We start from the raw sequence: 20,824 nt of genomic DNA on the forward strand, positions 1-20,824 counted from the left end.
CAGAGGTATAAAATGGCTAAAGTTTCTATGCGCGACATGCTGCAAGCCGGCGTTCACTTCGGTCACCAGACTCGTTACTGGAACCCGAAAATGAAATCCTACATCTTCGGTGCTCGCAGCAAAGTTCACATCATCAACCTGGAAAAAACCGTTCCGATGTTTGACGATGCCATGAACTTCATCAGCTCCGTAGCTGCCAAGAAAGGCAAGGTACTGTTCGTAGGTACCAAGCGTGCCGCGTCTGAAGCCGTAAAAGAAGCCGCTGAGCGTTGCGACCAGTTCTATGTTAACCACCGCTGGCTGGGCGGCATGCTGACCAACTGGAAAACCGTTCGTCAGTCCATCAAGCGCCTGAAAGATCTGGAAACCCAGAGCCAGGACGGTACCTTCGACAAGCTGACCAAGAAAGAGGCGCTGATGCGTACTCGCGAAATGGAAAAGCTGGAGAAGAGCCTGGGTGGTATCAAGAACATGGGCGGCCTGCCTGACGTTCTGTTCGTTGTCGATGCCGACCACGAGCACATCGCTATCAAAGAAGCCAACAACCTGGGTATCCCGGTAGTTTCCATCGTTGATACCAACTCCAACCCGGACGGCGTTGATTACGTCATCCCGGGTAACGACGACGCTATCCGTGCTGTTCAGCTGTACCTGAATGCTGCTGCTGACACCGTACTGGAAGCTCGCGCTCAGGACATCGTTGTTCAAGCTGAACAAGATGGCTTCGTTGAAGCTGAGTAATTGATAAGGACTGCAAAGCCCTTATTAACCAAGCTGATGTAATTGGTTAGCAGGGGCCCTTGTGGCCCCTGTTTCTTGTCAATTCAAGACCGAGGATACTGGACATGGCAAACATTTCTGCCGCCCTGGTAAAAGAACTGCGCGAGCGCACCGCCGCTGGCATGATGGATTGCAAAAAAGCACTGGAAGAGGCCAACGGCGATATCGAGCTGGCCATCGAGAACATGCGTAAATCCGGTCAGGCCAAAGCCGCCAAGAAAGCTGGCCGTATCGCCGCTGAAGGTGTGATCTTCGCCCGTACCGAAGGCAACGTTGCCGTCATGATCGAGCTGAACTGCGAGACTGACTTCGTTTCCAAGGATGCTGGTTTCCTGGCCATGGGTCAGAAGATCGTCGAGATCGCTGCTACCCAGAAGATTGCTGACGTTGACGCGCTGAAAGCCGCTGACTTCGGCAACGGTGAGTCCGTAGAGCTGACCATCACCAACCTGATCGCCAAGATCGGTGAGAACATGAACCTGCGTCGCGTGATGCTGGTTGAAGGTGACAACCTGGGCACCTACGTTCACGGTTCCCGCATTGGTGTTATCACCAAGCTGACTGGTGGTACCGACGAGCTGGCCAAAGATCTGGCCATGCACGTAGCTGCCAACAGCCCGCAGTTCGTCAAGCCGGAAGATGTTTCCGCTGACGTCGTTGCCAAAGAGCGCGAAATCCAGATCGACATCGCCATCAACTCCGGCAAGCCGAAAGAGATCGCCGAGAAGATGGTTGAAGGCCGCATGAAGAAGTTCACCGGTGAGGTTTCCCTGACTGGTCAGCCGTTCGTGAAAGATCCTTCCATGACCGTTGCCGAGCTGCTGAAGAAAGAAGGCGCTGACGTTGTCTCCTTCACCCGTTTCGAAGTGGGCGAAGGCATCGAGAAGCAAGAGACCGATTTCGCTGCTGAAGTTGCAGCTCAAATCGCGGCTGCTCAGAAGGCTTAATCGAACCGGTTTTTCCGTTTCCCCAGACCGCGACTTATGTCGCGGTCTTTATATGACCAGGAATCAGTGACATGAGTACCAATCCCAAACCTGCATACAGACGTGTTCTTCTGAAGTTGAGTGGTGAAGCCCTGCAAGGCGCCGAGGGTTTCGGCATTGATCCGGCGGTACTGGATCGGATGGCCCAAGAGATCAAGGAGCTGGTTGAGTTGGGTGTTCAGGTCGGTCTGGTCATCGGTGGCGGCAACCTGTTCCGTGGTGCCGGTCTTGCCAAAGCGGGTATGAACCGCGTGGTGGGCGACCACATGGGTATGCTGGCAACCGTGATGAACGGTCTGGCCATGCGTGATGCCCTGCATCGTGCTTATGTGAATGCCCGTCTGATGTCTGCCATCTCCCTGCAGGGGATCTGTGACTCCTACGTCTGGGCCGAAGCCATCAGCCAGCTGCGTGCAGGCAAAGTGGTAATCTTCTCTGCCGGTACTGGCAACCCCTTCTTTACTACCGATTCTGCGGCCTGTCTGCGCGGGATCGAAATCGAAGCCGACGTGGTGCTGAAAGCCACCAAGGTCGATGGTGTATACAACGAGGATCCGGTCAAGAATCCGGATGCCGTGCTGTACCATGAATTGAGTTATGATGAAGTTCTTGAAAAAGAGCTCAAGGTGATGGATCTTGCTGCCTTTACTCTGGCACGTGACCATGATCTGCCGATCCGCGTGTTCAACATGAACAAACCGGGTGCCCTGCGCCGGGTTATCATGGGTGAGCCGGAAGGTACCCTGATCCATCACGTCAGCAAATAAGATAGATGCGAGCCGCGCGGCGGCTCGTTCGCCAAAAGGAAAACCGCTGTGATCAACGAGATTAAAAACGACGCCAAGGAGCGCATGGGCAAGAGTGTCGAGTCACTCAAAACCCAGATGTCCAAGATCCGTACCGGCCGTGCTCACCCGAGCCTGCTCGACGGTATCCAGGTTGAGTACTACGGTGCGGCCACTCCGCTGAAGCAGCTGGCCAACGTGGTAGCCGAAGACTCTCGCACCCTCTCCATCTCCGTATTTGACCGCTCCATGATCCAGGCGGTAGAGAAAGCGATCCTGACTTCCGATCTGGGCCTGAACCCCTCCAGCAACGGCCAGAGCCTGCGTGTGCCGCTGCCGCCGCTGACCGAAGAGCGTCGCCGCGACCTGACCAAGGTTGTTCGTGGTGAAGCGGAAAACGCCCGTGTTGCCGTGCGCAACATCCGTCGCGATGCCAACGCCGATCTGAAAGCGCTGCTGAAGGACAAAGAGATCTCCGAAGACGACGACCGTCGCGCCCAGGAAGAGATCCAGAAACTGACCGACTCCTACATCAAGCTGGTCGATGAGGCCCTTGCTGCAAAGGAGAAGGAGCTAATGGAAATCTAAGCGCCTGAAAGGTATATTACGAGCGCCGTGTAGTGCCCCTGCACGGCGCTTTTGTCTTTGTGGGAGAAAACCATGTCGCTTTTGGCTGCGTTGGGTGATTGCGCCAACACCTCTTTGCCCCGTCACGTCGCCATCATCATGGATGGCAACGGCCGCTGGGCCCAGAACCGTGGCAAGATGCGGGTCTATGGGCACAAGGCTGGCGTCAAGTCGGTGCGTGAGGCGGTGACCTTTGCCGCCCGGGCCAAGATCGAAGCATTGACCCTGTTCGCCTTCTCCAGCGAGAACTGGCGGCGCCCGGAAGGGGAGGTCAGTGCCTTGATGGAGCTCTTCATTACCGTGCTGGGCCGTGAGGTGAGCAAGCTTCACAGCAACGGCATCCGGCTCAAGGTGATCGGCGATACCGCACGCTTTAGCGAGCGGCTGCAGGCCAAGATCGCCAAGGCGGAAGCGCTGACCGCCAACAACAAGGGTTTGACCCTGAACATTGCGGCCAACTATGGCGGCCAGTGGGATATTGCCCAGGCGGCCCGCAAGCTGGCCACTGCCGTGGCGGCCGGTGAATTATCTGCCGACCAGATTGATGAGTCCATGCTTGGCCGCGAGGTATGCATGGCCGATCTGCCCCCGGTGGATCTTCTGATCCGTACCGGTGGTGACCATCGCATCAGCAATTTTGTTTTATGGCAGCTCGCCTATGCCGAGCTCTACTTTACCCCGGTGTTGTGGCCCGATTTCAACGAGGCCGAGTTCAGTGAGGCCGTTGCCTCCTTTGTTGCCCGCGAGCGCCGCTTCGGTTGCACGGGTGAACAGATCCGGGAATTGATCGCCGAGCAGCAGACCGGCTAAACCCCGCTCCCAAGAGAGAGGTTTCTTTTGCTAAAACAACGAATTATTACTGCTTTGATGTTGATCCCCCTGGTATTGGGGGCGCTTTTCTTTCTGCCATTGAAGTTTTTTGCCCTGTTGGCTGCGCTGGTCTTTTTGCTGGCCAGCCGTGAATGGAGCGGCTTTGTTTCTGCCGCCCCGCAACAATGGTTACCCATCGTATTCTGCCTGCTGCTCGGGGCTAGCCTGTTCTGGCTGCCGGTGGAGCAGCTCTGGACGCCTCATCTGCATCCGCTGGTGATGGGCGTACTCTGGACCGCCGTCAGCTGGTGGCTGCTCGGCTTGCTGCTGGTGTTGCGCTATCCGCAAAGCGCCAAGCTGTGGAAAGAGTCGGTCTGGCTCAAGTCCCTGTTTGGTCTGGTGACTCTGGTTCCCTTCTTCTGGTCACTGGTAGCCATCCGTGGTTACAACTTCTATCACGACCCCATGATGGGGGCCTGGATCCTGCTGTTCGTCATGGGACTGGTCTGGGCGGCAGATTCTGGCGCGTATTTTTTCGGCAAGGCGTTCGGCAAACACAAGCTGGCACCGGCCGTGAGCCCCGGTAAAACCATCGAAGGGATGTGTGGTGGCCTCTTTACTGCCAGCCTGCTGGCGGTAGGGGTGACCTGGTTCATGGGCTTCGTGCCCGCCAAGATGGGGATCGTGCTGTTCTGCTCGCTGCTGGCGGTGCTCGCCTCTGTACTCGGCGATCTGACCGAGAGCATGTTCAAGCGTGAGGCCGGTATCAAGGATTCCGGCTCCCTGCTGCCGGGCCATGGCGGCATCCTCGACCGGATCGACAGCCTGACGGCCGCCCTGCCGGTGTTCCTGCTCAGCTATCTGCTACTCAGTCAGGAGTTCTGATGCACAAGTCTCTGGTTATTCTGGGGGCGTCCGGCTCCATTGGTCAGAGTACCCTGAAGGTGCTGCGCCACAACCCGGGCAGTTGGCAAGTATTGGCGCTGACCGCCGCCCGCAACGTGGATGCCATGTTGCGGGATTGTCTCGAATTCTCCCCCCGTTTTGCCGTGATGGTCGATGAAGAGGCCGCCCGTGAGCTGGCTGCTCGTCTGCAAGCGCACGGCAGTGCGACTCGGGTCATGTCTGGTGCCGCCGCCCTGTGCGACGTAGCCGCACACCCCGATGCTCACAGCGTAATGGCGGCCATTGTCGGTGCGGCCGGACTCGCCCCCACCATGGCCGCGGTACGTGCCGGCAAGCGCATTCTGCTGGCCAACAAGGAGGCGCTGGTGATGTCCGGTGCCTTCTTCATGGAGGCCGTGCGTGAGCATGGTGCCGAGCTGCTGCCCATCGACAGCGAACATAACGCCATCTTTCAGTGCCTGCCGACCGAAGTGCAGCGTCAGCCCGGTTTCTGCGATCTGGCGGCGGCGGGGATCAGCAAAATCCTGCTGACCGGTTCCGGTGGCCCGTTCCGTTATACCGAGGTTGGCGAACTGGCCCATGTCACGCCGGCACAAGCCATCGCTCACCCCAACTGGTCGATGGGGGCCAAGATTTCGGTCGACTCTGCCACCATGATGAACAAGGGGCTGGAGTATATCGAGGCGCGCTGGTTGTTCAACGCGGCGTCCGAGCAGATCCAGGTGGTGATCCACCCGCAGTCGGTGATCCACTCCATGGTGCAGTACAAGGATGGCTCCGTGCTGGCCCAGCTCGGCAATCCCGATATGTGCACTCCTATCGCCCACGCGCTGGCATATCCCAATCGCATCCCTTCCAGCGTGGAACCTTTGGATTTCTTCAGTGTCGGAGAGTTCAGCTTTATCCGGCCTGATTACGATCGCTATCCCTGCCTGGCACTGGCCATCAATGCCTGCCACAAGGGGCAAGCAGCGACTACTGCGCTCAATGCGGCCAATGAAGAGGCGGTTGCCGCCTTCCTGACCGAGCGGATTGGCTTTATGGATATTGCCCGGATCAACGAGGCGGTGATGCTGGCGCTGGAGAGCAGTGCCGTCAGCTCCCTCGACGATCTCTTTGCCCTGGATGGCGTAGCGCGTGCCCGTGCTCGCCACCTGATTGAGGAGCTTGGCTGATGGGCGGTGTGTTGTGGAATATCGGGGCCTTTGTCGTTGCCCTTGGCCTGCTGGTCGCAGTGCACGAGTTTGGCCACTTCTGGGTTGCCCGCCGTTGCGGCGTCAAGGTTGAGCGTTTCTCCATCGGTTTTGGCAAGGCGATCTGGCGTCGTCTTGGCAAGGACGGCACCGAATACGTGCTGGCCCTGATCCCGCTGGGTGGTTACGTCAAGATGCTCGATGGCCGGGTGGATGAGCTCAAACCCGGTGACGAGCAGTATGCCTTCAATCACAAATCGGTATGGGCCCGGATGGGCATCGTTGCGGCTGGCCCCATGGCCAACTTCGTTTTTGCCCTGTTTGCCCTCTGGCTGATGTTCATGATCGGCGTACCGGCGGTAAAACCGGTGATTGGCGAGGTACGCCCTGCTTCCATCGTGGCCGAGGCGGGCATCCTGCCGGGCATGGAGATTGTCGGGGTCGGTGATGAGCAGACCGGCGACTGGGAGAGCGTCACTTATGCCCTGCTGAGCCATCTGGGCGATCAGTCGGTCACCCTCAAGGTCAAAGCCCCCCAGACCAGCTATGCCACCGACAAGAATCTGTCGCTGGAGAGCTGGAAGTTTGATCCGGACCGGGAATCCCCGATCGGCAGCTTGGGGATCGTGCCCCTTGGTGGCAAGGTATTGCCTGTGGTGTCGGCCGTGGTAGCCAAGAGTGCCAGTGAAAAGGCGGGTTTGCAGGTTGGCGATCGCATCAAGCGGGTCGGCGAGCAGGAGATCACCGAGTGGGCCCAGTTTGTCGAGCTGGTGCAGCACGCACCGGGCGTACCGCTGCAGGTGGTGGTCGAGCGCAACAACCGCGACCTTGATGTGACCCTGACCCCGGATACCAGAAAGGTGCAGGGCAAACTGGTTGGTTTTGTCGGTCTCTCGCCGCAACTGGTTCCATTACCGGATGAATACCGAATTCTGTTACAGTATGGCCCTTTGCAGGCCCTGTGGCAGGGAGCCCAGAAGACCTGGAGCCTGATCACGCTCACCTTTGACATGATCGGCAAGCTGGTTGCTGGCATAGTGTCGCTGGATAACCTGAGCGGCCCCATCTCCATTGCCAAGGGGGCGGGCAGCAGTGCCGACTATGGTCTGGTCTATTTCTTGAGTTTTCTGGCGCTGATCAGCGTCAACCTGGGGATCATCAACCTGTTCCCCCTGCCGGTGCTCGATGGTGGCCATCTGGTCTATTTCCTTATCGAAGCGGTCACTGGCAAACCGGTGTCGGAGAGAATTCAGGAAGTGGGTTTCAGGATCGGTGCCGCCATTCTGATGTTATTGATGGGCATTGCGCTGTTTAACGATTTCGCTCGCCTCTGAGGCCAGAGCATCAACAAGGACACATAAGAACAAAATGGCTGTTAAAAAAGCATTGGTGTTGAGTTGCCTGCTGGGCGCCAGTTTCCTGGCCCAGGCGGCCCCTGCCTCTTTTGTGGTGCAAGATATCCAGGTCGAAGGTTTGCAACGGGTGACCCTGGGGGCGGCACTCTTGAACCTGCCGATCCGGGTTGGCGACTCTGTCGACTCCGTCGCATTGGCGAATGCCATCAAGAAGCTCTACTCCTCGGGCAACTTCGAGGATGTGAAGGTCTACCGTGATGGTCAGGTGCTGCAGGTCATGGTCAAGGAGCGTCCGACCATCTCCAGCATCGAGTTCTCCGGCAACAAGGATATCAAAGAGGAGCAGCTGACCCAGAGTCTGGAGTCCTCCGGCATCCGTGTCGGCGACCCGCTGGATCGCACCGTGCTTACCTCCCTCGAGAAAGGGCTGGAAGATTTCTACTATGGCGTGGGCAAGTACTCCGCCAAGGTCAAGGCCATCGTCACCCCGCTGCCGCGCAACCGGGTCGATCTGAAGTTCACTTTCGTCGAAGGTCAGGCCGCCAAGATCCAGCAGATCAACATCGTTGGCAACAGCGTTTTCCCGGAAGACAAGCTGATTGCCCAGCTCTCCCTGCGTGACGAGGTACCCTGGTGGAACTTCACCGCGGATCAGCGCTATCAGAAGCAGAAGCTGGCCGGTGATATCGAAACCCTGCGCTCCTACTACATGGACCGCGGTTATATCCGTTTCCAGCAGGAGTCCACCCAGGTCTCCATGACCCCGGACAAGAAGGGCGTTTACGTCACCCTCAATATCAAGGAAGGGGATCAGTACAAGGTCTCCGGCGTCCAGCTCAAGGGGGATCTGATCGATCGCGGCGGCGAGATGAAGGGGCTGATCCCCATCGAAGCGGGCAGCATCTACTCTGCAAGCCAGGTCACCCACACCGAAGAGGTACTCTCCAAGTTCCTCGGTCGTTATGGCTACGCCTATCCGAAAGTGGTCACTTTCCCGCAGATCAACGACAAGACCAAGGAAGTCGAGCTCATCGTCAACGTTGAGCCGGGTCCGCGCGTCTATGTGCGCAACATCAACTTCACCGGTAACGCCACCACCGAAGATCAGGTACTGCGCCGCGAGATGCGCCAGATGGAGGGGACCTGGCTCTCTTCCGACAACATCGAGCAGTCCAAGAGCCGTCTCAACCGCCTCGGCTACTTCGAGAGCGTGGAAGTGGACACCAAGCGGGTGCCGGGCAACGAGGATCTGGTCGATCTCGACTTCAAGGTCAAAGAGCAGCCGGCCGGCTCCATCAACGCGGGTGTGGGTTACGGTACCGAATCGGGCCTGAGCCTGCAGGCGGGGATCTCCCAGGACAACTTCATGGGAACGGGCAAACGGGTTGCCATCAACGCCAGCACTAACGACTACTCCAAGAACGTCGATTTGAGTTACAACGACCCCTACTTCACCGTCGATGGCGTCAGCCTGGGTGGTCGGGTCTACTATAACCAGTTCCGCGCCGATGATGCGGATATCGTTGATTACGAAAACGAAACCATCGGTTTCCGTCTCTCCAGCGGTTTCCCGGTCAACGAGTTCAACCGTCTCGACTTCAGTACCGGTGTTGAGAGTACCAAACTGAGCCGTCCGTCATTCAATGCCCAGAACTATCAGGAGTGTCTGAAAGACAACCCGGATACCAACGGCAACACCTACTGCTGGGATCAGTGGAACGACAACCGCCAGTCGGTGCAGATGGATCAGTTCTGGAACCTCTATTCTCAGGATGGCTCCAACCTCGACTTCGTGACCGTCGACTTGACCGCAGGCTGGACCCGCTCCACCCTGAACAAGGGGATGTTCCCGACGGCCGGTGATCGCCAGCGGGTCAACGCCAAGGTGACCGTGCCGGGCATGGAGCTGCAGTACTACAAGCTCTCCGCCGAAGATGCCCACTACTTTCCGCTCGATGCGGATCATAGCTGGGTGATGATCGGCAAGGGGCGTGTCTCCTACGGCAATGGCTATGGCAATGACTCCATGCTGCCGTTCTTCGAAAACTACTATGCCGGTGGTTTCGATACGGTGCGTGGCTTCAAGAGCAATACCATCGGTCCCAAGGCGATCTACAAGGTCTATAACAAGCCAACTGTTGCTGGACAAAGTCCGACTTGTCAGACAAATGCTGACGGTTCTTGCTTGTACGAAGGTTCCGACACCTCGGTCGGTGGCAACGCTCTGGCAGTGGCCTCGTTCGAACTGGTCTTCCCGACTCCGTTCGTCTCCGAGACCTACCGTCCGCAGATCCGCTCTACCGCCTTTATTGATGCCGGTACGGTCTGGAGCACCGATTTTGCCAATGGTGCCTACCCCTGTGCTTCCGGGGCGGATTGCAACTACTTGAGCCAGGACTACTCCAGCCCAGGTAACATCCGGGTCTCTGCCGGTGTCTCCCTGCAGTGGCTCTCGCCGATGGGCCCGCTGGTATTCGCATTGGCCAAGCCGATCAAGAAATATGAGGGTGACCGTACCGAGTTCTTCTCGTTCAACATCGGCCGAACCTTCTGATGAGTGTTTCACCCCCACCCATGCGGTGGGGGTATTCAATGATGGGACGCGCAGCTTGCGTGCCTCACCAGGTAACAAGACGGTGTCAATGCCGCTTGCATAATCGGGTAAATCAGGTAGCCCTCGCCATGAGGGAACAAGGAGTAAGTGTGAATAAAGCGTTGAAAGTAGCTGGTTTGAGCTTTGCACTGATGGCTGCCGGCATGGGTTCTGCCTTCGCTGAGACCAAGATTGCCGTGGTCGACATGGGCGAAGTTTTCCAAAAGCTGCCCCAGCGTGAAGCCGTTGCCGCCAAGCTGAAAGGCGAATTCGAGCCGCGCATGCGCGAGCTGCAGAAGCTGGAACAGGAAGGCCAGAAGCTGGTCGAGAAGTTCCGCAAGGATGAAGCCTTCATGAGCGCCGAGCAGAAGAAGCAGAGCCAGGAGAAGCTGGCCAAGCTGCAGATGGAGTTCAACCAGAAGCGCCAGGCATTCGAGCAGGACAACGGCCGTCGTCAGTCTGAAGAGCGCAACAAGATCCTGACCAAGGTGCAAGCTGCCATCGACTCCATCGCCAAGAGCAATGGTTACGATCTGGTGCTGGAGCGTAACGCCGCCCCGTATGCCGCCAGCAAGCTGGACATCTCCGGCCAGGTTATTTCTCAGGTAAGCAAGAGCAACTAATTGATGGCATTTACTCTCGCACAGCTGGCCCAGCAACTGGGGGCCCAGGTCCATGGCGACGGAACCCTGGAAATCCGCAAGGTAGCGACACTGGAAAAGGCCGGGGAGGGTGAGATTACCTTCCTGTCCAACAAGAAGTACCGCTCTTATCTGGAGCAGAGCAAGGCGACTGCCGTGCTCATCACTGAGGCGGATCTCCCTTTCTGTCCTACCAATGCGCTGGTGCTCAAGGATCCCTACGTGGGTTTTGCCCGGGTAGCCCAACTGCTGGACACCACCCCGCAGCCGGCCATGGATATCCATCCGAGTGCCGTCATCGCGGCCGACGTCCAGCTGGGCGAGAGAGTGGCCATCGGTGCCAATGCAGTGATCGAATCCGGCGTCGTGCTGGGTGACGATGTCCGTATTGGCCCGGGTTGTTTCGTTGGCAAGAATACCCGGCTGGGAGCTCGCTCCCGGCTGTGGGCCAACGTCACCCTCTATCACAATGTAACCATGGGTACCGACTGTCTGGTTCAATCCGGCACAGTGATCGGTGCCGATGGTTTCGGTTATGCCAACGAGCGTGGCGAGTGGATCAAGATCCCCCAGCTCGGCGGCGTGACCATTGGCAACCGGGTCGAGATCGGTGCCTGCACCACCATCGACCGCGGTGCGCTGGAAGATACCCGCATCGCTGACAACGTTATCATCGACAACCAGTGCCAGATCGCCCACAACGTCGAGATCGGCTACGGCACCGCCGTGGCGGGCTCCACCGTGATGGCAGGTAGTCTCAAGGTCGGCAAATACTGTATCATTGGCGGCGCTTCCGTCTTTAACGGGCATATGGAGATCTGCGACCAGGCCACCGTCACCGGTATGGCCATGGTGATGCGACCCATTACCGAGCCCGGTGTCTACTCTTCCGGCATCCCTCTGCAAACCAATAAAGAGTGGCGCAAGACCGCCGCCCGGGTGATGCGTATCGAAGAGATGCACAAGCGGTTAAGCAAGCTTGAGAAGAAGCTGGATCAAGAATAATCACGATTGGTATAGGGTACTGTTTTGACTACTGAAAAGAAGAGCCTGGGCATCCAGGAAATCATGGATCTGCTGCCCCACCGTTATCCGTTCCTGATGGTGGATCGTGTAGACGACTACGAGATCAGCGATGAGCGTAAAACCCTGCGCGCCATCAAGAACGTCTCCTTCAACGAGCCGATCTTCCAGGGACACTTCCCGGCCAAGCCGGTGTTCCCGGGCGTACTGATCCTGGAAGCGATGGCGCAGGCCACCGGTATCCTGGCCTTTACCATGGTGGGCAAGCCGTCCCCCAATGAACTCTATTACTTTGCCTCAATCGACAACGCTCGCTTCAAGCGTCCAGTCGGCCCCGGTGACCAGCTGGTGCTCGACGTGGAGTTCCTGAAAGAGCGTCGCGGTATTGCCAAGTTCACCGGTGTCGCCACCGTCGACGGTGAAGTGGTCTGTACCGCCGAGCTGATGTGCGCCAAACGCGAGGTTTAACACACGTGATCGACCAGACTGCCACCATTCACGATACTGCTATCGTCCATGAGTCTGCCGTGATCGGTAAAGGGGTTGAAATCGGCCCCTTTTCTGTCATCGGCGCCGAGGTAGAAATCGGCGACAACACCTGGGTGGGCTCCCACGTGGTGATCAAGGGCCCGACCAAGATTGGTCGCGGCAACAAGATCTTCCAGCACACCTCCATCGGTGAGGATTGCCAGGACAAGAAGTACGCCGGTGAGCGCACCTTCCTCGAGATTGGCGACAACAACGTCTTTCGCGAGAACTGCACCGTGCACCGCGGCACCATCCAGGATCAGAGCCTGACCAAGGTCGGTAGCGGCAACCTGTTCATGGTCAACGTTCACGTTGCCCACGACTGCATCATCGGTGACAACTGCATTTTCGCCAACAACGCGACCCTGGCGGGCCACGTGGTGATCGGCGATTTCGTGATCTTCGGTGGTCTCTCTGCCATTCACCAGTTTGGCCGTGTCGGTTCCCACGCCTTCGTCGGTGGCTGTGCCGCCCTGAACAAGGATGTGCCGCCCTACGTGATGGCAGCAGGCAACTACGCCAAGCCGTTCGGGGTAAACTCCGAAGGTCTGCGTCGCCGCGGTTTCAGCGCCGAGGCTATCTCCGCCGTCAAGCGTGCCTACAAAGAGATCTTCCGCTCTGGCAAGACCATCGAAGAGGTGCTGCCGGTGCTGATCGAGATGGCGCAAGCCGAGCCGGCCGTCCAGCTCTATGTGGACTTCCTCAAAGACAACGAGCGCGGGATCATCCGTGCCTGATCCGGTTCGTATCGGTATCGTCGCCGGAGAGGTCTCCGGCGACATTCTGGCTGCCGGTCTGGTGCGCGAGCTGCAAGTCCGCTATCCGGACGCGCAGTTTGAAGGGATCGCCGGGCCGCGCATGCAGGCTCTGGGCGTCAAGGCCCTGTTCGAGATGGAAGAACTCTCCGTCATGGGGATCACCGAGGTGCTGGGGCGTCTGCCGCGTATTCTCAAGGTTCGTCGCGAACTGCTGCGCCACTTCATTGCCAATCCGCCCGATATCTTCATCGGCGTGGATGCACCGGATTTCAATATCGGGGTGGAGCTTAAACTGCGCCGCGCCGGTATCAAGACGGTTCACTATGTCAGCCCCTCGGTGTGGGCATGGCGTCAGAACCGCATTCACAAGATCAAGGCCGCCACCGACATGGTGCTCGCCTTCCTGCCGTTCGAGAAAGCCTTCTACGACCGTTTCGACGCCCCTTGCCGTTTTGTTGGCCACACCATGGCAGATGACATTCCGCTGGTGCCGGATCAGGCTGCCGTGCGTCGCAAGCTGGGCATCGATGCTAACCGCCGCTGGCTGGCGGTACTGCCGGGCAGCCGCACGGCGGAAGTGGGCTTTATGTCCCCTCTGTTTCTCGAAGCGTGCAAACACCTGACGGTGCGCTATCCGGATCTCGGTTTTATCGTGCCGCTGGTCAACCAGAAACGGCGTGAGCAATTCATGGCTATCAAGGCCGAAGTGGCGCCGGATCTCGAGATGGTGCTGCTGGAAGGGCAGGGGCGCGAGGCGATGATCGCAGCCGACGTGGTGATGCTCGCCTCCGGCACCGCGGCGCTCGAAGCCATGCTGGTGAAAAAGCCGATGGTGGTGGGTTACAAGCTCAAGCCCTTCAGCTACTGGCTGGCCCAGCGGCTGGTGAAGACCGAATTTGTCTCCCTGCCCAACCTGCTGGCCGGGCGCATGCTGGTGCCGGAACTCATCCAGCACGAGTGCACCCCGGAGAATCTGGTGGAAGAGGTGAGCAAGTATTTCGAGCACGACAACAGTGCGCTGGTCAACACCTTCACCGAGCTCCATCAACTCATTCGCTGCAACGCCGATCTGCAGGCTGCCGAGGCGGTAGCCGAGCTGCTCGGCAGATAGCAGCTGTAGGTTCGATTAGCCGCGCTGCGGCGTAATCGGACGATCGCGTCACTGTGTCGCCGAACGCTCACCTAACTAATACATGTCCAGGGAACGTTCGAATACGCTTCGCTATTCGAACCTACCTTCCTTGTTTTGATTCAAGGCTACAAGATGATGATCGATATTCCTGACGACAAGCTGGTTGCCGGTGTGGACGAAGTGGGCCGTGGCCCGCTGGTGGGCGACGTGGTCACCGCCGCGGTCATTCTCGACCCGGCCAATCCGATTGCCGGGCTGGCTGACTCCAAGAAGCTTTCCGAGAAGAAGCGCCTAGCCCTGTTTGATGAGATCAAAGAGAAGGCGCTGGCCTTCGCCATCGGCCGTGCCACACCGGAGGAGATCGACGAGCTCAACATCCTGCATGCCACCATGCTGGCGATGCAGCGCGCCGTAGCGGGGTTGAAGGTGACCCCCGAGCTGGTCTTTATCGATGGTAACCGCTGCCCGGCTCTGCCGATGGAGGCGCGCGCCGTGGTCAAGGGCGATAGTCTGGTGGCCGCCATCAGCGCCGCCTCGATCCTCGCCAAGGTGACCCGTGATGCGGAAATGACCGAGCTGGACAGCCGTCATCCCGAATACGGCTTTGCCCGCCACAAGGGTTATCCGACTGCAGAGCACCTCGCCATTCTGGCCGAGCGCGGCCCGCTGCCGGAGTATCGCAAAAGCTTCAAGCCGGTGCGCCGCGCACTGGGGCTCGAATAATCCATGCTGATCTGTCTGAACGATTTCTGCCTTGGCTGGTTCTGCTTGCGTAATGAGAGGGCATGACGATGGCTGACCCCCGTTTTATCCATTTGCGAGTCCACACCGACTTCTCCATGGTGGATGGACTGCAGAAGATCAATCCCATCGTCGGGGCTGCCGCGGCCGACAACATGCCGGCGATTGCCCTGACCGACCAGATGAACATGTGCGGTCTGGTGCGCTTCTATGGTGCCGCCCACGGCAAGGGGATCAAACCCATCGTCGGTGCCGACTTCTGGGTACAGAGTGACGAGCTTGGCGACGAGCAGTTCCGCCTCACCCTGCTTGCCATGGACAACGAGGGCTACCAAAACATCACCCTGCTCATCTCCCGCGGTTACCAGCGCGGCCATGTGCAGGGGCGTCCGGTCATCGACAAGGCCTGGCTTGCCGAACACGCCAAGGGGGTGATCGTCCTCTCCGGCGGGCGCGAGGGGGATGTGGGCAAATTCCTGCTCAAGGGTAACCGCCAGATGACCGAGCAGTGCGTCGCCTTCTATCAGACCCACTTCCCGGATGCCTATTACCTCGAGCTGCTGCGCACCGGTCGCTCCGACGAGGAGGTCTGTCTGCATATGGCGGTGGCCATTGCCACCGAGTTCGAGCTGCCGGTAGTAGCCACCAATGAGGTGGTGTTCCTCAACGCCGATGATTTCGACGCCCACGAGATCCGGGTCGCCATCCACGATGGCTATACCCTGATGGACAAGCGCCGTCCGCGCCGCTATAGCCCCCAGCAGTATCTGCGCAGCCAGGAGGAGATGTGCGAGCTCTTTGCCGACATCCCCGAGGCGCTGGAGAACACGGTGGAGATCGCCAAGCGCTGCAACGTGACGGTGCGTCTCGGCGAATATTTCCTGCCCAACTTCCCGACCGGCGACATGACCACCGAAGATTTTCTGGTGGCCAAATCGAAAGAGGGTCTGGAGGAGCGTCTCGAGTTCCTGTTCCCGGATCCGGCGGTGCGGGCCGAGCGCCGTCCCGAGTATGACGAGCGCCTCGATATCGAGCTGAAAGTAATCAACCAGATGGGGTTCCCGGGTTACTTCCTCATCGTGATGGAGTTTATCCAGTGGTCCAAGGACAACGGCATCCCCGTTGGCCCGGGCCGTGGCTCCGGTGCAGGCTCTCTGGTGGCCTACGCCCTCAAGATCACCGACCTCGACCCGCTGGAATTTGACCTGCTGTTCGAACGTTTCCTCAACCCCGAGCGGGTATCCATGCCCGATTTCGACGTCGACTTCTGCATGGATCGGCGCGACGAGGTGATCGAGCATGTCTCCGACATGTATGGTCGGGAGGCGGTGTCGCAGATCATCACCTTCGGCAGCATGGCGGCCAAGGCGGTGGTGCGGGATGTGGGCCGGGTGCTGGGCCACGCCTACGGCTTTGTCGATCGCATCTCCAAGCTCATTCCGCCGGATCCGGGCATGACCTTGGCCAAGGCATTCGAGGCTGAGCCCAAGCTGCCCGAGCTCTACGAGCAGGATGAGGAGGTCAAGGACCTCATCGACATGGCCCGCCGGCTCGAAGGGGTAGTGCGCAACGCCGGTAAACACGCTGGTGGCGTGGTGATCGCGCCCACCAAGATCACCGACTTTGCGCCGCTCTACTGCGATGACGAGGGTCATCACCCGGTCACCCAGTTCGACAAGAACGACGTGGAATACGCCGGTCTGGTGAAGTTCGACTTCCTCGGTCTGCGAACGCTCACCATCATCGACTGGGCGCTCGGCATGATTAACCCGCGCCTTGCCAAAGAGGGCAAGCCGCCGGTCGACATCGCCGCCATTCCCATCGATGACAAGCGCTCGTTCGACCTGCTGCAGCGCTACGAGACCACAGCGGTATTCCAGCTTGAATCCCGCGGTATGAAGGACCTCATCAAGCGGCTGCAGCCCGACTGTTTCGAAGACATGATCGCACTGGTGGCCCTGTTCCGACCGGGCCCGCTCCAATCAGGCATGGTGGATAACTTCATCGACCGTAAACACGGTAATGAAGCCATCTCCTATCCGGACGAAAAGTGGCAGCACGAGAGCCTCAAGCCCATCCTCGAACCCACCTACGGCATCATCCTCTATCAGGAGCAGGTGATGCAGATTGCCCAGACGCTGGCGGGCTACACGCTCGGTGGCGCGGACATGCTGCGCCGGGCGATGGGTAAGAAAAAACCCGAGGAGATGGCCAAGCAGCGGGCCGGTTTCGAAGAGGGCGCCATCAAGAATGGCGTCGACGGCGAACTGGCGATGAAGATCTTCGATCTGGTGGAGAAGTTTGCGGGCTACGGCTTCAACAAGTCGCACTCCGCCGCCTATGCGCTGGTCTCCTACCAGACCCTCTGGCTCAAGACCCACTTCCCGGCCGAGTTCATGGCGGCGGTCATGACCGCCGATATGGACAACACCGACAAGATCGTGACCTTGGTGGACGAGTGCCAGCGGATGGGGCTCACCGTGATCCCGCCGGACGTCAATACCGGCCGCTACCGCTTCAGCGTCAATGAAGATGGTCATATCGTCTACGGTATCGGCGCGGTGAAGGGGGTGGGTGAAGGCCCTATCGACGCGATTCTGGACGCGCGGGATCGGGACGGCCCGTTCCGCGACCTGTTCGACTTCTGCAACCGGGTCGACATCAAGAAGCTCAACAAGCGGGTGATGGAGAAGCTTATTCTCTCCGGTGCCATGGATCGGCTCGGCCCCCACCGCGCCGCCCTGATGGCGACCCTGGAGGAGGCGATGCGCGCCGCCGAGCAGCACGCCAAGGCGCAGGCGGTGGGGCAGGTCGACATGTTCGGCGTGCTCACCGAGGAGATCGACGACGTCAAGAAGGCGTTCGCCAACGTGCCGCACTGGCCTGACAAGGTGTGGCTGGAAGGGGAGCGCGAGACCCTCGGGCTCTATCTCACCGGCCACCCGATCAACCAGTACAGCGGCGAGCTGCGTCGTTATACGTCGGGCCGGTTGTGCGATCTGCATCCTACTTCCCGCGATACGGTGACCACGGCGGCGGGGCTGGTGATTGCCGCCCGCAGCATGGTGACCAAGCGCGGCAACAAGATGGGGATCTTCACTCTGGACGACCGCTCCGGCCGTCTCGATGTGACACTTTTCAGCGAAGCGCTGGAAAAGTACGAAGAGTTGATGCAAAAAGACCGTATTTTGGTGGTTTCTGGACAGGTCAGCTTTGATGACTTCTCCGGTGGCCTTAAAATGTCGGCCCGTGAATTACTGGATATCAACGATGCGAGGGAGCGTTTTGCCAGAGCAATTCGCATCTCCCTTGATGAACAGCGTATCGATGATCGCTTTTTTCCGCGTTTGTGCGAGATTTTGGAGCCCGCCCGTGCCGGAGTCTGTCCGGTTCAGGTAAACTATCGTCGCCCCGGTTCCCGGGTGCGATTGACGCTCGGTACCGAGTGGCGGGTGACGCCCACCGATCAACTGTTAGATGACTTGCGCGTCCTGCTTGGGCGAGAGCGGGTCGAGTTGGTTTTTGATTAGAGGTTCTAAGGCCCTATGAGTCTTTTTCTGGATTTTGAACAGCCGATTGCCGAGTTGCAGGCGCAGATTGATGAACTCAAACATGTGAGTGAAGGCAATCGTGCCGTGGATCTTAAAGACGAGATCCATCGGCTGGAGAAGAAAAACGAAGAGCTGACCAAGAAGATCTTCGGTGATCTGGGTGCCTGGCAGGTATCCCAGATGGCGCGTCATCCCCAGCGCCCTTACACCCTCGACTACCTCGAGCATATCTTCACCGATTTTGACGAGCTGGCTGGCGATCGCGCCTATGCCGACGACAAGGCCATCGTGGGCGGTATCGCCCGTCTCGACGGCGAGCCGGTGATGGTGATTGGTCACCAGAAGGGTCGCGAGACCAAGGAGAAGATCAAGCGCAACTTCGGCATGCCGCGCCCGGAAGGGTACCGCAAGGCCCTGCGCCTGATGGAGATGGCTGAACGCTTCAAGATGCCGATCATCACCTTTATCGACACTCCGGGCGCCTACCCGGGCGTGGGTGCCGAGGAGCGTGGTCAGTCCGAAGCGATTGCCCGCAACCTGAAGGTGATGGCCGGTCTGACCGTGCCGGTAGTCTGCACCGTGATCGGTGAAGGCGGCTCCGGCGGCGCACTGGCTATCGGTGTGGGTGACCGCGTCAACATGCTGCAGTACTCCACTTATTCCGTCATCTCGCCGGAAGGGTGTGCTTCCATCCTGTGGAAGAGTGCCGACAAGGCCTCCGTAGCGGCCGATGCGATGGGGATCACTGCCCAGCGCCTGAAAGAGCTCAAGCTCATCGACTCCATCGTCGAGGAGCCGCTTGGTGGCGCTCACCGTGATGTCGCCAAGATGGCCAAAAGCCTCAAGGCGCGCATCAAGCAGGATCTGGATGCCCTGCGCCCGCTCGATAGCGAGCAGCTGCTGGAGCAGCGTTACCAGCGTCTGCTGGGCTACGGCTACTGCTAAGTCCACTCGCTCTGCACCAAGCCCCCGTCGATACGGGGGCTTTTGTTTTATGGCCCTTTAACAAGCTGTCTGGCGTGTTTCTGAACGCCGGTTGGAGGCAACAAAAAAGCGCCCCGGGTGAGCGGGGCGCTTTTGCCAAGATTGACTCGATTACAGCTCAATCTCGTCGGTCAGACCTTCATAGGCGATATCGATTGATTGCAGCTCCTTCTGCAGGCGGTGCTTGTCTTTCAACGCCTCAATCTCGCGCCATTTGCGTTTTTTTCCCGTTGTCCCGCGGCTACGTGAACCGAGCTCAACTACCTCGTCATAATCGAAGTTGAACATTTCCATGGCTCCCTCCTTGGTTTTTATCGTTTTCACCATCCGTATAACATAACGAGGTTGAAAATAAAACGTTTTCGTTACAGCTCTATGACCGTGCTAAAAGTCGGGTACAAAAAAACCGGGCTCCCCTGAGGGAGCCCGGTTTTTCGTAGAAAAATTAACCGATTACAGGCGGCCAGCCAGCATGGTTTCCAGCTTGCCCTGGTCGATGGCAAACATGCGGATACCTTCGCCCAGCTTCTCGTGAGCCATGGCGTCCTGGTTCAGCTCCCAGCGGAATTCGGCCTCGGTCATCGGGGCCGGTTTCGCTTTGCGCTCGCCGGTGTAGTCCAGCTTGCGTACCACAGCGCCTTCAGCCTTGCTCAACTCTTCCAGCAGGGCCGGGCCAATGGTCAGACGGTCGCAGCCTGCCAGCTCCAGGATCTCGCCAGTGTTGCGGAAGCTGGCGCCCATGACCACGGTCGGGTAGTCGTGCTGCTTGTAGTAGTTGTAGATGGAGGTAACGGAGACCACGCCCGGATCTTCGCTGGCAGTGTAATCACGGCCATTTTTGGCTTTGTACCAGTCGAGGATGCGGCCCACGAACGGGGAGATCAGGAAGGCGCCGGCTTCGGCACAGGCGCGAGCCTGGGCGAAGGAGAACAGCAGGGTCAGGTTGCACTGGATACCCTCTTTCTCCAGCACCTCGGCGGCACGGATCCCTTCCCAGGTGGAAGCCAGTTTGATCAGGATGCGGTCGTTGCTGATGCCGGCTTCGTTGTAGAGACGGATCAGTTTGCGGGCCTTGGCGATGCTGGCGCCGGTATCGAAGGAGAGACGGGCATCCACTTCGGTGGAGATGCGGCCCGGAACGATCTTCAGCACTTCCAGACCGATGTTGACTGCCAGCTTGTCGCCCGCGTCGATGATTTGCTGTGCCTTGTCCTGGCTCTGGGATTTGGCCCACTTGATGGCGTCTTCGATCAGCGGTGCGTACTCGGGGATCTCGGAGGCTTTCAGAACCAGAGAGGGGTTGGTGGTGGCATCGATGGGCTGATAGCGTTTGATCGCTTCGATATCGCCGGTGTCGGCAACAACAGTGGTCAGGGCTTTCAGCTGGGTTAATTTATCGGCCATAGCGAATGTCATCTCTTAATGAGGGAG

19 protein-coding genes are annotated in these 20,824 nt (G+C 58.7%); 17 read left to right on the plus strand and 2 right to left on the minus strand.

Annotated elements, in window-relative coordinates:
• Positions 1-12 precede the first annotated feature (12 nt).
• The 17 genes from rpsB to accA all read left to right on the plus strand — a co-directional run bounded on the left by rpsB (position 13) and on the right by accA (position 19,354).
• The gene (gene rpsB, locus AAHA41_RS01440) at positions 13-741 is read left to right on the plus strand and encodes a 30S ribosomal protein S2 (RefSeq protein WP_005303470.1); all 729 of its coding nucleotides are present in this window, start codon (positions 13-15) and stop codon (positions 739-741) included.
• A 104-nt stretch (positions 742-845) separates the two neighbouring features.
• Positions 846-1,727, plus strand: coding sequence for a translation elongation factor Ts (gene tsf, locus AAHA41_RS01445; RefSeq protein WP_033116096.1), 882 nt, complete (start codon positions 846-848; stop codon positions 1,725-1,727).
• Between the two features lie 71 nt (positions 1,728-1,798).
• Positions 1,799-2,533, plus strand: coding sequence for a UMP kinase (pyrH, locus tag AAHA41_RS01450; protein WP_041208077.1), 735 nt, complete (start codon positions 1,799-1,801; stop codon positions 2,531-2,533).
• A gap of 48 nt (positions 2,534-2,581) precedes the next feature.
• Entirely contained in the window at positions 2,582-3,139 is a 558-nt protein-coding gene (gene frr, locus AAHA41_RS01455) for a ribosome recycling factor (protein WP_041208078.1), read from the plus strand.
• 72 nt (positions 3,140-3,211) lie between these two features.
• Positions 3,212-3,988: a polyprenyl diphosphate synthase gene (gene uppS / locus AAHA41_RS01460; protein ID WP_033116093.1), complete on the plus strand. Its 777-nt coding sequence runs from the start codon at positions 3,212-3,214 to the stop codon at positions 3,986-3,988.
• Between the two features lie 27 nt (positions 3,989-4,015).
• Positions 4,016-4,873, plus strand: a complete 858-nt coding sequence (locus AAHA41_RS01465) for a phosphatidate cytidylyltransferase (RefSeq protein WP_041208079.1) — start codon at positions 4,016-4,018, stop codon at positions 4,871-4,873.
• On the plus strand, positions 4,873-6,069 hold the full coding sequence (gene ispC, locus AAHA41_RS01470; RefSeq protein ID WP_323070337.1) for a 1-deoxy-D-xylulose-5-phosphate reductoisomerase: 1,197 nt from the start codon (positions 4,873-4,875) through the stop codon (positions 6,067-6,069). The genes AAHA41_RS01465 and ispC overlap by 1 nt, the downstream gene beginning before the upstream one ends.
• Positions 6,069-7,421, plus strand: a complete 1,353-nt coding sequence (gene rseP, locus AAHA41_RS01475; RefSeq protein ID WP_323070338.1) for a sigma E protease regulator RseP — start codon at positions 6,069-6,071, stop codon at positions 7,419-7,421. Before ispC ends, rseP begins: the two co-directional genes overlap by 1 nt.
• Before the next feature lie 34 nt (positions 7,422-7,455).
• Complete coding sequence (bamA, locus tag AAHA41_RS01480; protein ID WP_323070339.1) at positions 7,456-9,996, plus strand: outer membrane protein assembly factor BamA; 2,541 nt, start codon at positions 7,456-7,458, stop codon at positions 9,994-9,996.
• Positions 9,997-10,145: 149 nt separating this feature from the next.
• Entirely contained in the window at positions 10,146-10,658 is a 513-nt protein-coding gene (locus AAHA41_RS01485) for an OmpH family outer membrane protein (RefSeq protein WP_033116088.1), read from the plus strand.
• 3 nt (positions 10,659-10,661) lie between these two features.
• A complete protein-coding gene (lpxD, locus tag AAHA41_RS01490) occupies positions 10,662-11,681 on the plus strand; it encodes a UDP-3-O-(3-hydroxymyristoyl)glucosamine N-acyltransferase (protein WP_005343790.1) in 1,020 nt (339 codons plus the stop codon).
• A 24-nt stretch (positions 11,682-11,705) separates the two neighbouring features.
• Entirely contained in the window at positions 11,706-12,167 is a 462-nt protein-coding gene (gene fabZ, locus AAHA41_RS01495; RefSeq protein ID WP_005338559.1) for a 3-hydroxyacyl-ACP dehydratase FabZ, read from the plus strand.
• A 5-nt stretch (positions 12,168-12,172) separates the two neighbouring features.
• Positions 12,173-12,964: an acyl-ACP--UDP-N-acetylglucosamine O-acyltransferase gene (gene lpxA, locus AAHA41_RS01500; RefSeq protein WP_042030265.1), complete on the plus strand. Its 792-nt coding sequence runs from the start codon at positions 12,173-12,175 to the stop codon at positions 12,962-12,964.
• The gene (gene lpxB, locus AAHA41_RS01505; protein WP_201930266.1) at positions 12,957-14,096 is read left to right on the plus strand and encodes a lipid-A-disaccharide synthase; all 1,140 of its coding nucleotides are present in this window, start codon (positions 12,957-12,959) and stop codon (positions 14,094-14,096) included. Before lpxA ends, lpxB begins: the two co-directional genes overlap by 8 nt.
• A 153-nt stretch (positions 14,097-14,249) precedes the next feature.
• Positions 14,250-14,840 (plus strand): ribonuclease HII, encoded by a 591-nt coding sequence (rnhB, locus tag AAHA41_RS01510; protein ID WP_042030268.1) that lies wholly within the window; start codon positions 14,250-14,252, stop codon positions 14,838-14,840.
• A gap of 68 nt (positions 14,841-14,908) precedes the next feature.
• Positions 14,909-18,388 (plus strand): DNA polymerase III subunit alpha, encoded by a 3,480-nt coding sequence (gene dnaE / locus AAHA41_RS01515; RefSeq protein ID WP_323070358.1) that lies wholly within the window; start codon positions 14,909-14,911, stop codon positions 18,386-18,388.
• A gap of 15 nt (positions 18,389-18,403) precedes the next feature.
• A complete protein-coding gene (accA, locus tag AAHA41_RS01520; protein ID WP_108570439.1) occupies positions 18,404-19,354 on the plus strand; it encodes an acetyl-CoA carboxylase carboxyl transferase subunit alpha in 951 nt (316 codons plus the stop codon).
• A 150-nt stretch (positions 19,355-19,504) separates the two neighbouring features.
• On the opposite strand, the gene AAHA41_RS01525 is transcribed toward accA, so the two are convergent.
• Positions 19,505-19,687 carry a DUF3545 family protein gene (locus tag AAHA41_RS01525; RefSeq protein ID WP_005338547.1) on the minus strand — a complete coding sequence of 61 codons (183 nt, stop codon included), beginning with the start codon at positions 19,685-19,687 and terminating at the stop codon, positions 19,505-19,507.
• Between the two features lie 159 nt (positions 19,688-19,846).
• On the minus strand, positions 19,847-20,797 hold the full coding sequence (tal, locus tag AAHA41_RS01530; RefSeq protein WP_323070340.1) for a transaldolase: 951 nt from the start codon (positions 20,795-20,797) through the stop codon (positions 19,847-19,849).
• Positions 20,798-20,824 lie beyond the last annotated feature (27 nt).

The sequence above is a fragment of the Aeromonas sp. SER genome, from assembly GCF_038739615.1.
Lineage (GTDB): Bacteria > Pseudomonadota > Gammaproteobacteria > Enterobacterales > Aeromonadaceae > Aeromonas > Aeromonas jandaei.

Bases quoted from the DNA above. Each gene is read 5' to 3' on its own strand.
- rpsB (WP_005303470.1), top strand. From the start codon at position 13: ATGGCTAAAGTTTCTATGCGCGACATGCTGCAAGCCGGCGTTCACTTC.
- tsf (WP_033116096.1), top strand. From the start codon at position 846: ATGGCAAACATTTCTGCCGCCCTGGTAAAAGAACTGCGCGAGCGCACC.
- pyrH (WP_041208077.1), top strand. From the start codon at position 1,799: ATGAGTACCAATCCCAAACCTGCATACAGACGTGTTCTTCTGAAGTTG.
- uppS (WP_033116093.1), top strand. From the start codon at position 3,212: ATGTCGCTTTTGGCTGCGTTGGGTGATTGCGCCAACACCTCTTTGCCC.
- ispC (WP_323070337.1), top strand. From the start codon at position 4,873: ATGCACAAGTCTCTGGTTATTCTGGGGGCGTCCGGCTCCATTGGTCAG.
- rseP (WP_323070338.1), top strand. From the start codon at position 6,069: ATGGGCGGTGTGTTGTGGAATATCGGGGCCTTTGTCGTTGCCCTTGGC.
- bamA (WP_323070339.1), top strand. From the start codon at position 7,456: ATGGCTGTTAAAAAAGCATTGGTGTTGAGTTGCCTGCTGGGCGCCAGT.
- lpxD (WP_005343790.1), top strand. From the start codon at position 10,662: ATGGCATTTACTCTCGCACAGCTGGCCCAGCAACTGGGGGCCCAGGTC.
- rnhB (WP_042030268.1), top strand. From the start codon at position 14,250: ATGATGATCGATATTCCTGACGACAAGCTGGTTGCCGGTGTGGACGAA.
- dnaE (WP_323070358.1), top strand. From the start codon at position 14,909: ATGGCTGACCCCCGTTTTATCCATTTGCGAGTCCACACCGACTTCTCC.
- accA (WP_108570439.1), top strand. From the start codon at position 18,404: ATGAGTCTTTTTCTGGATTTTGAACAGCCGATTGCCGAGTTGCAGGCG.
- AAHA41_RS01525 (WP_005338547.1), bottom strand. From the start codon at position 19,687: ATGGAAATGTTCAACTTCGATTATGACGAGGTAGTTGAGCTCGGTTCA.
- tal (WP_323070340.1), bottom strand. From the start codon at position 20,797: ATGGCCGATAAATTAACCCAGCTGAAAGCCCTGACCACTGTTGTTGCC.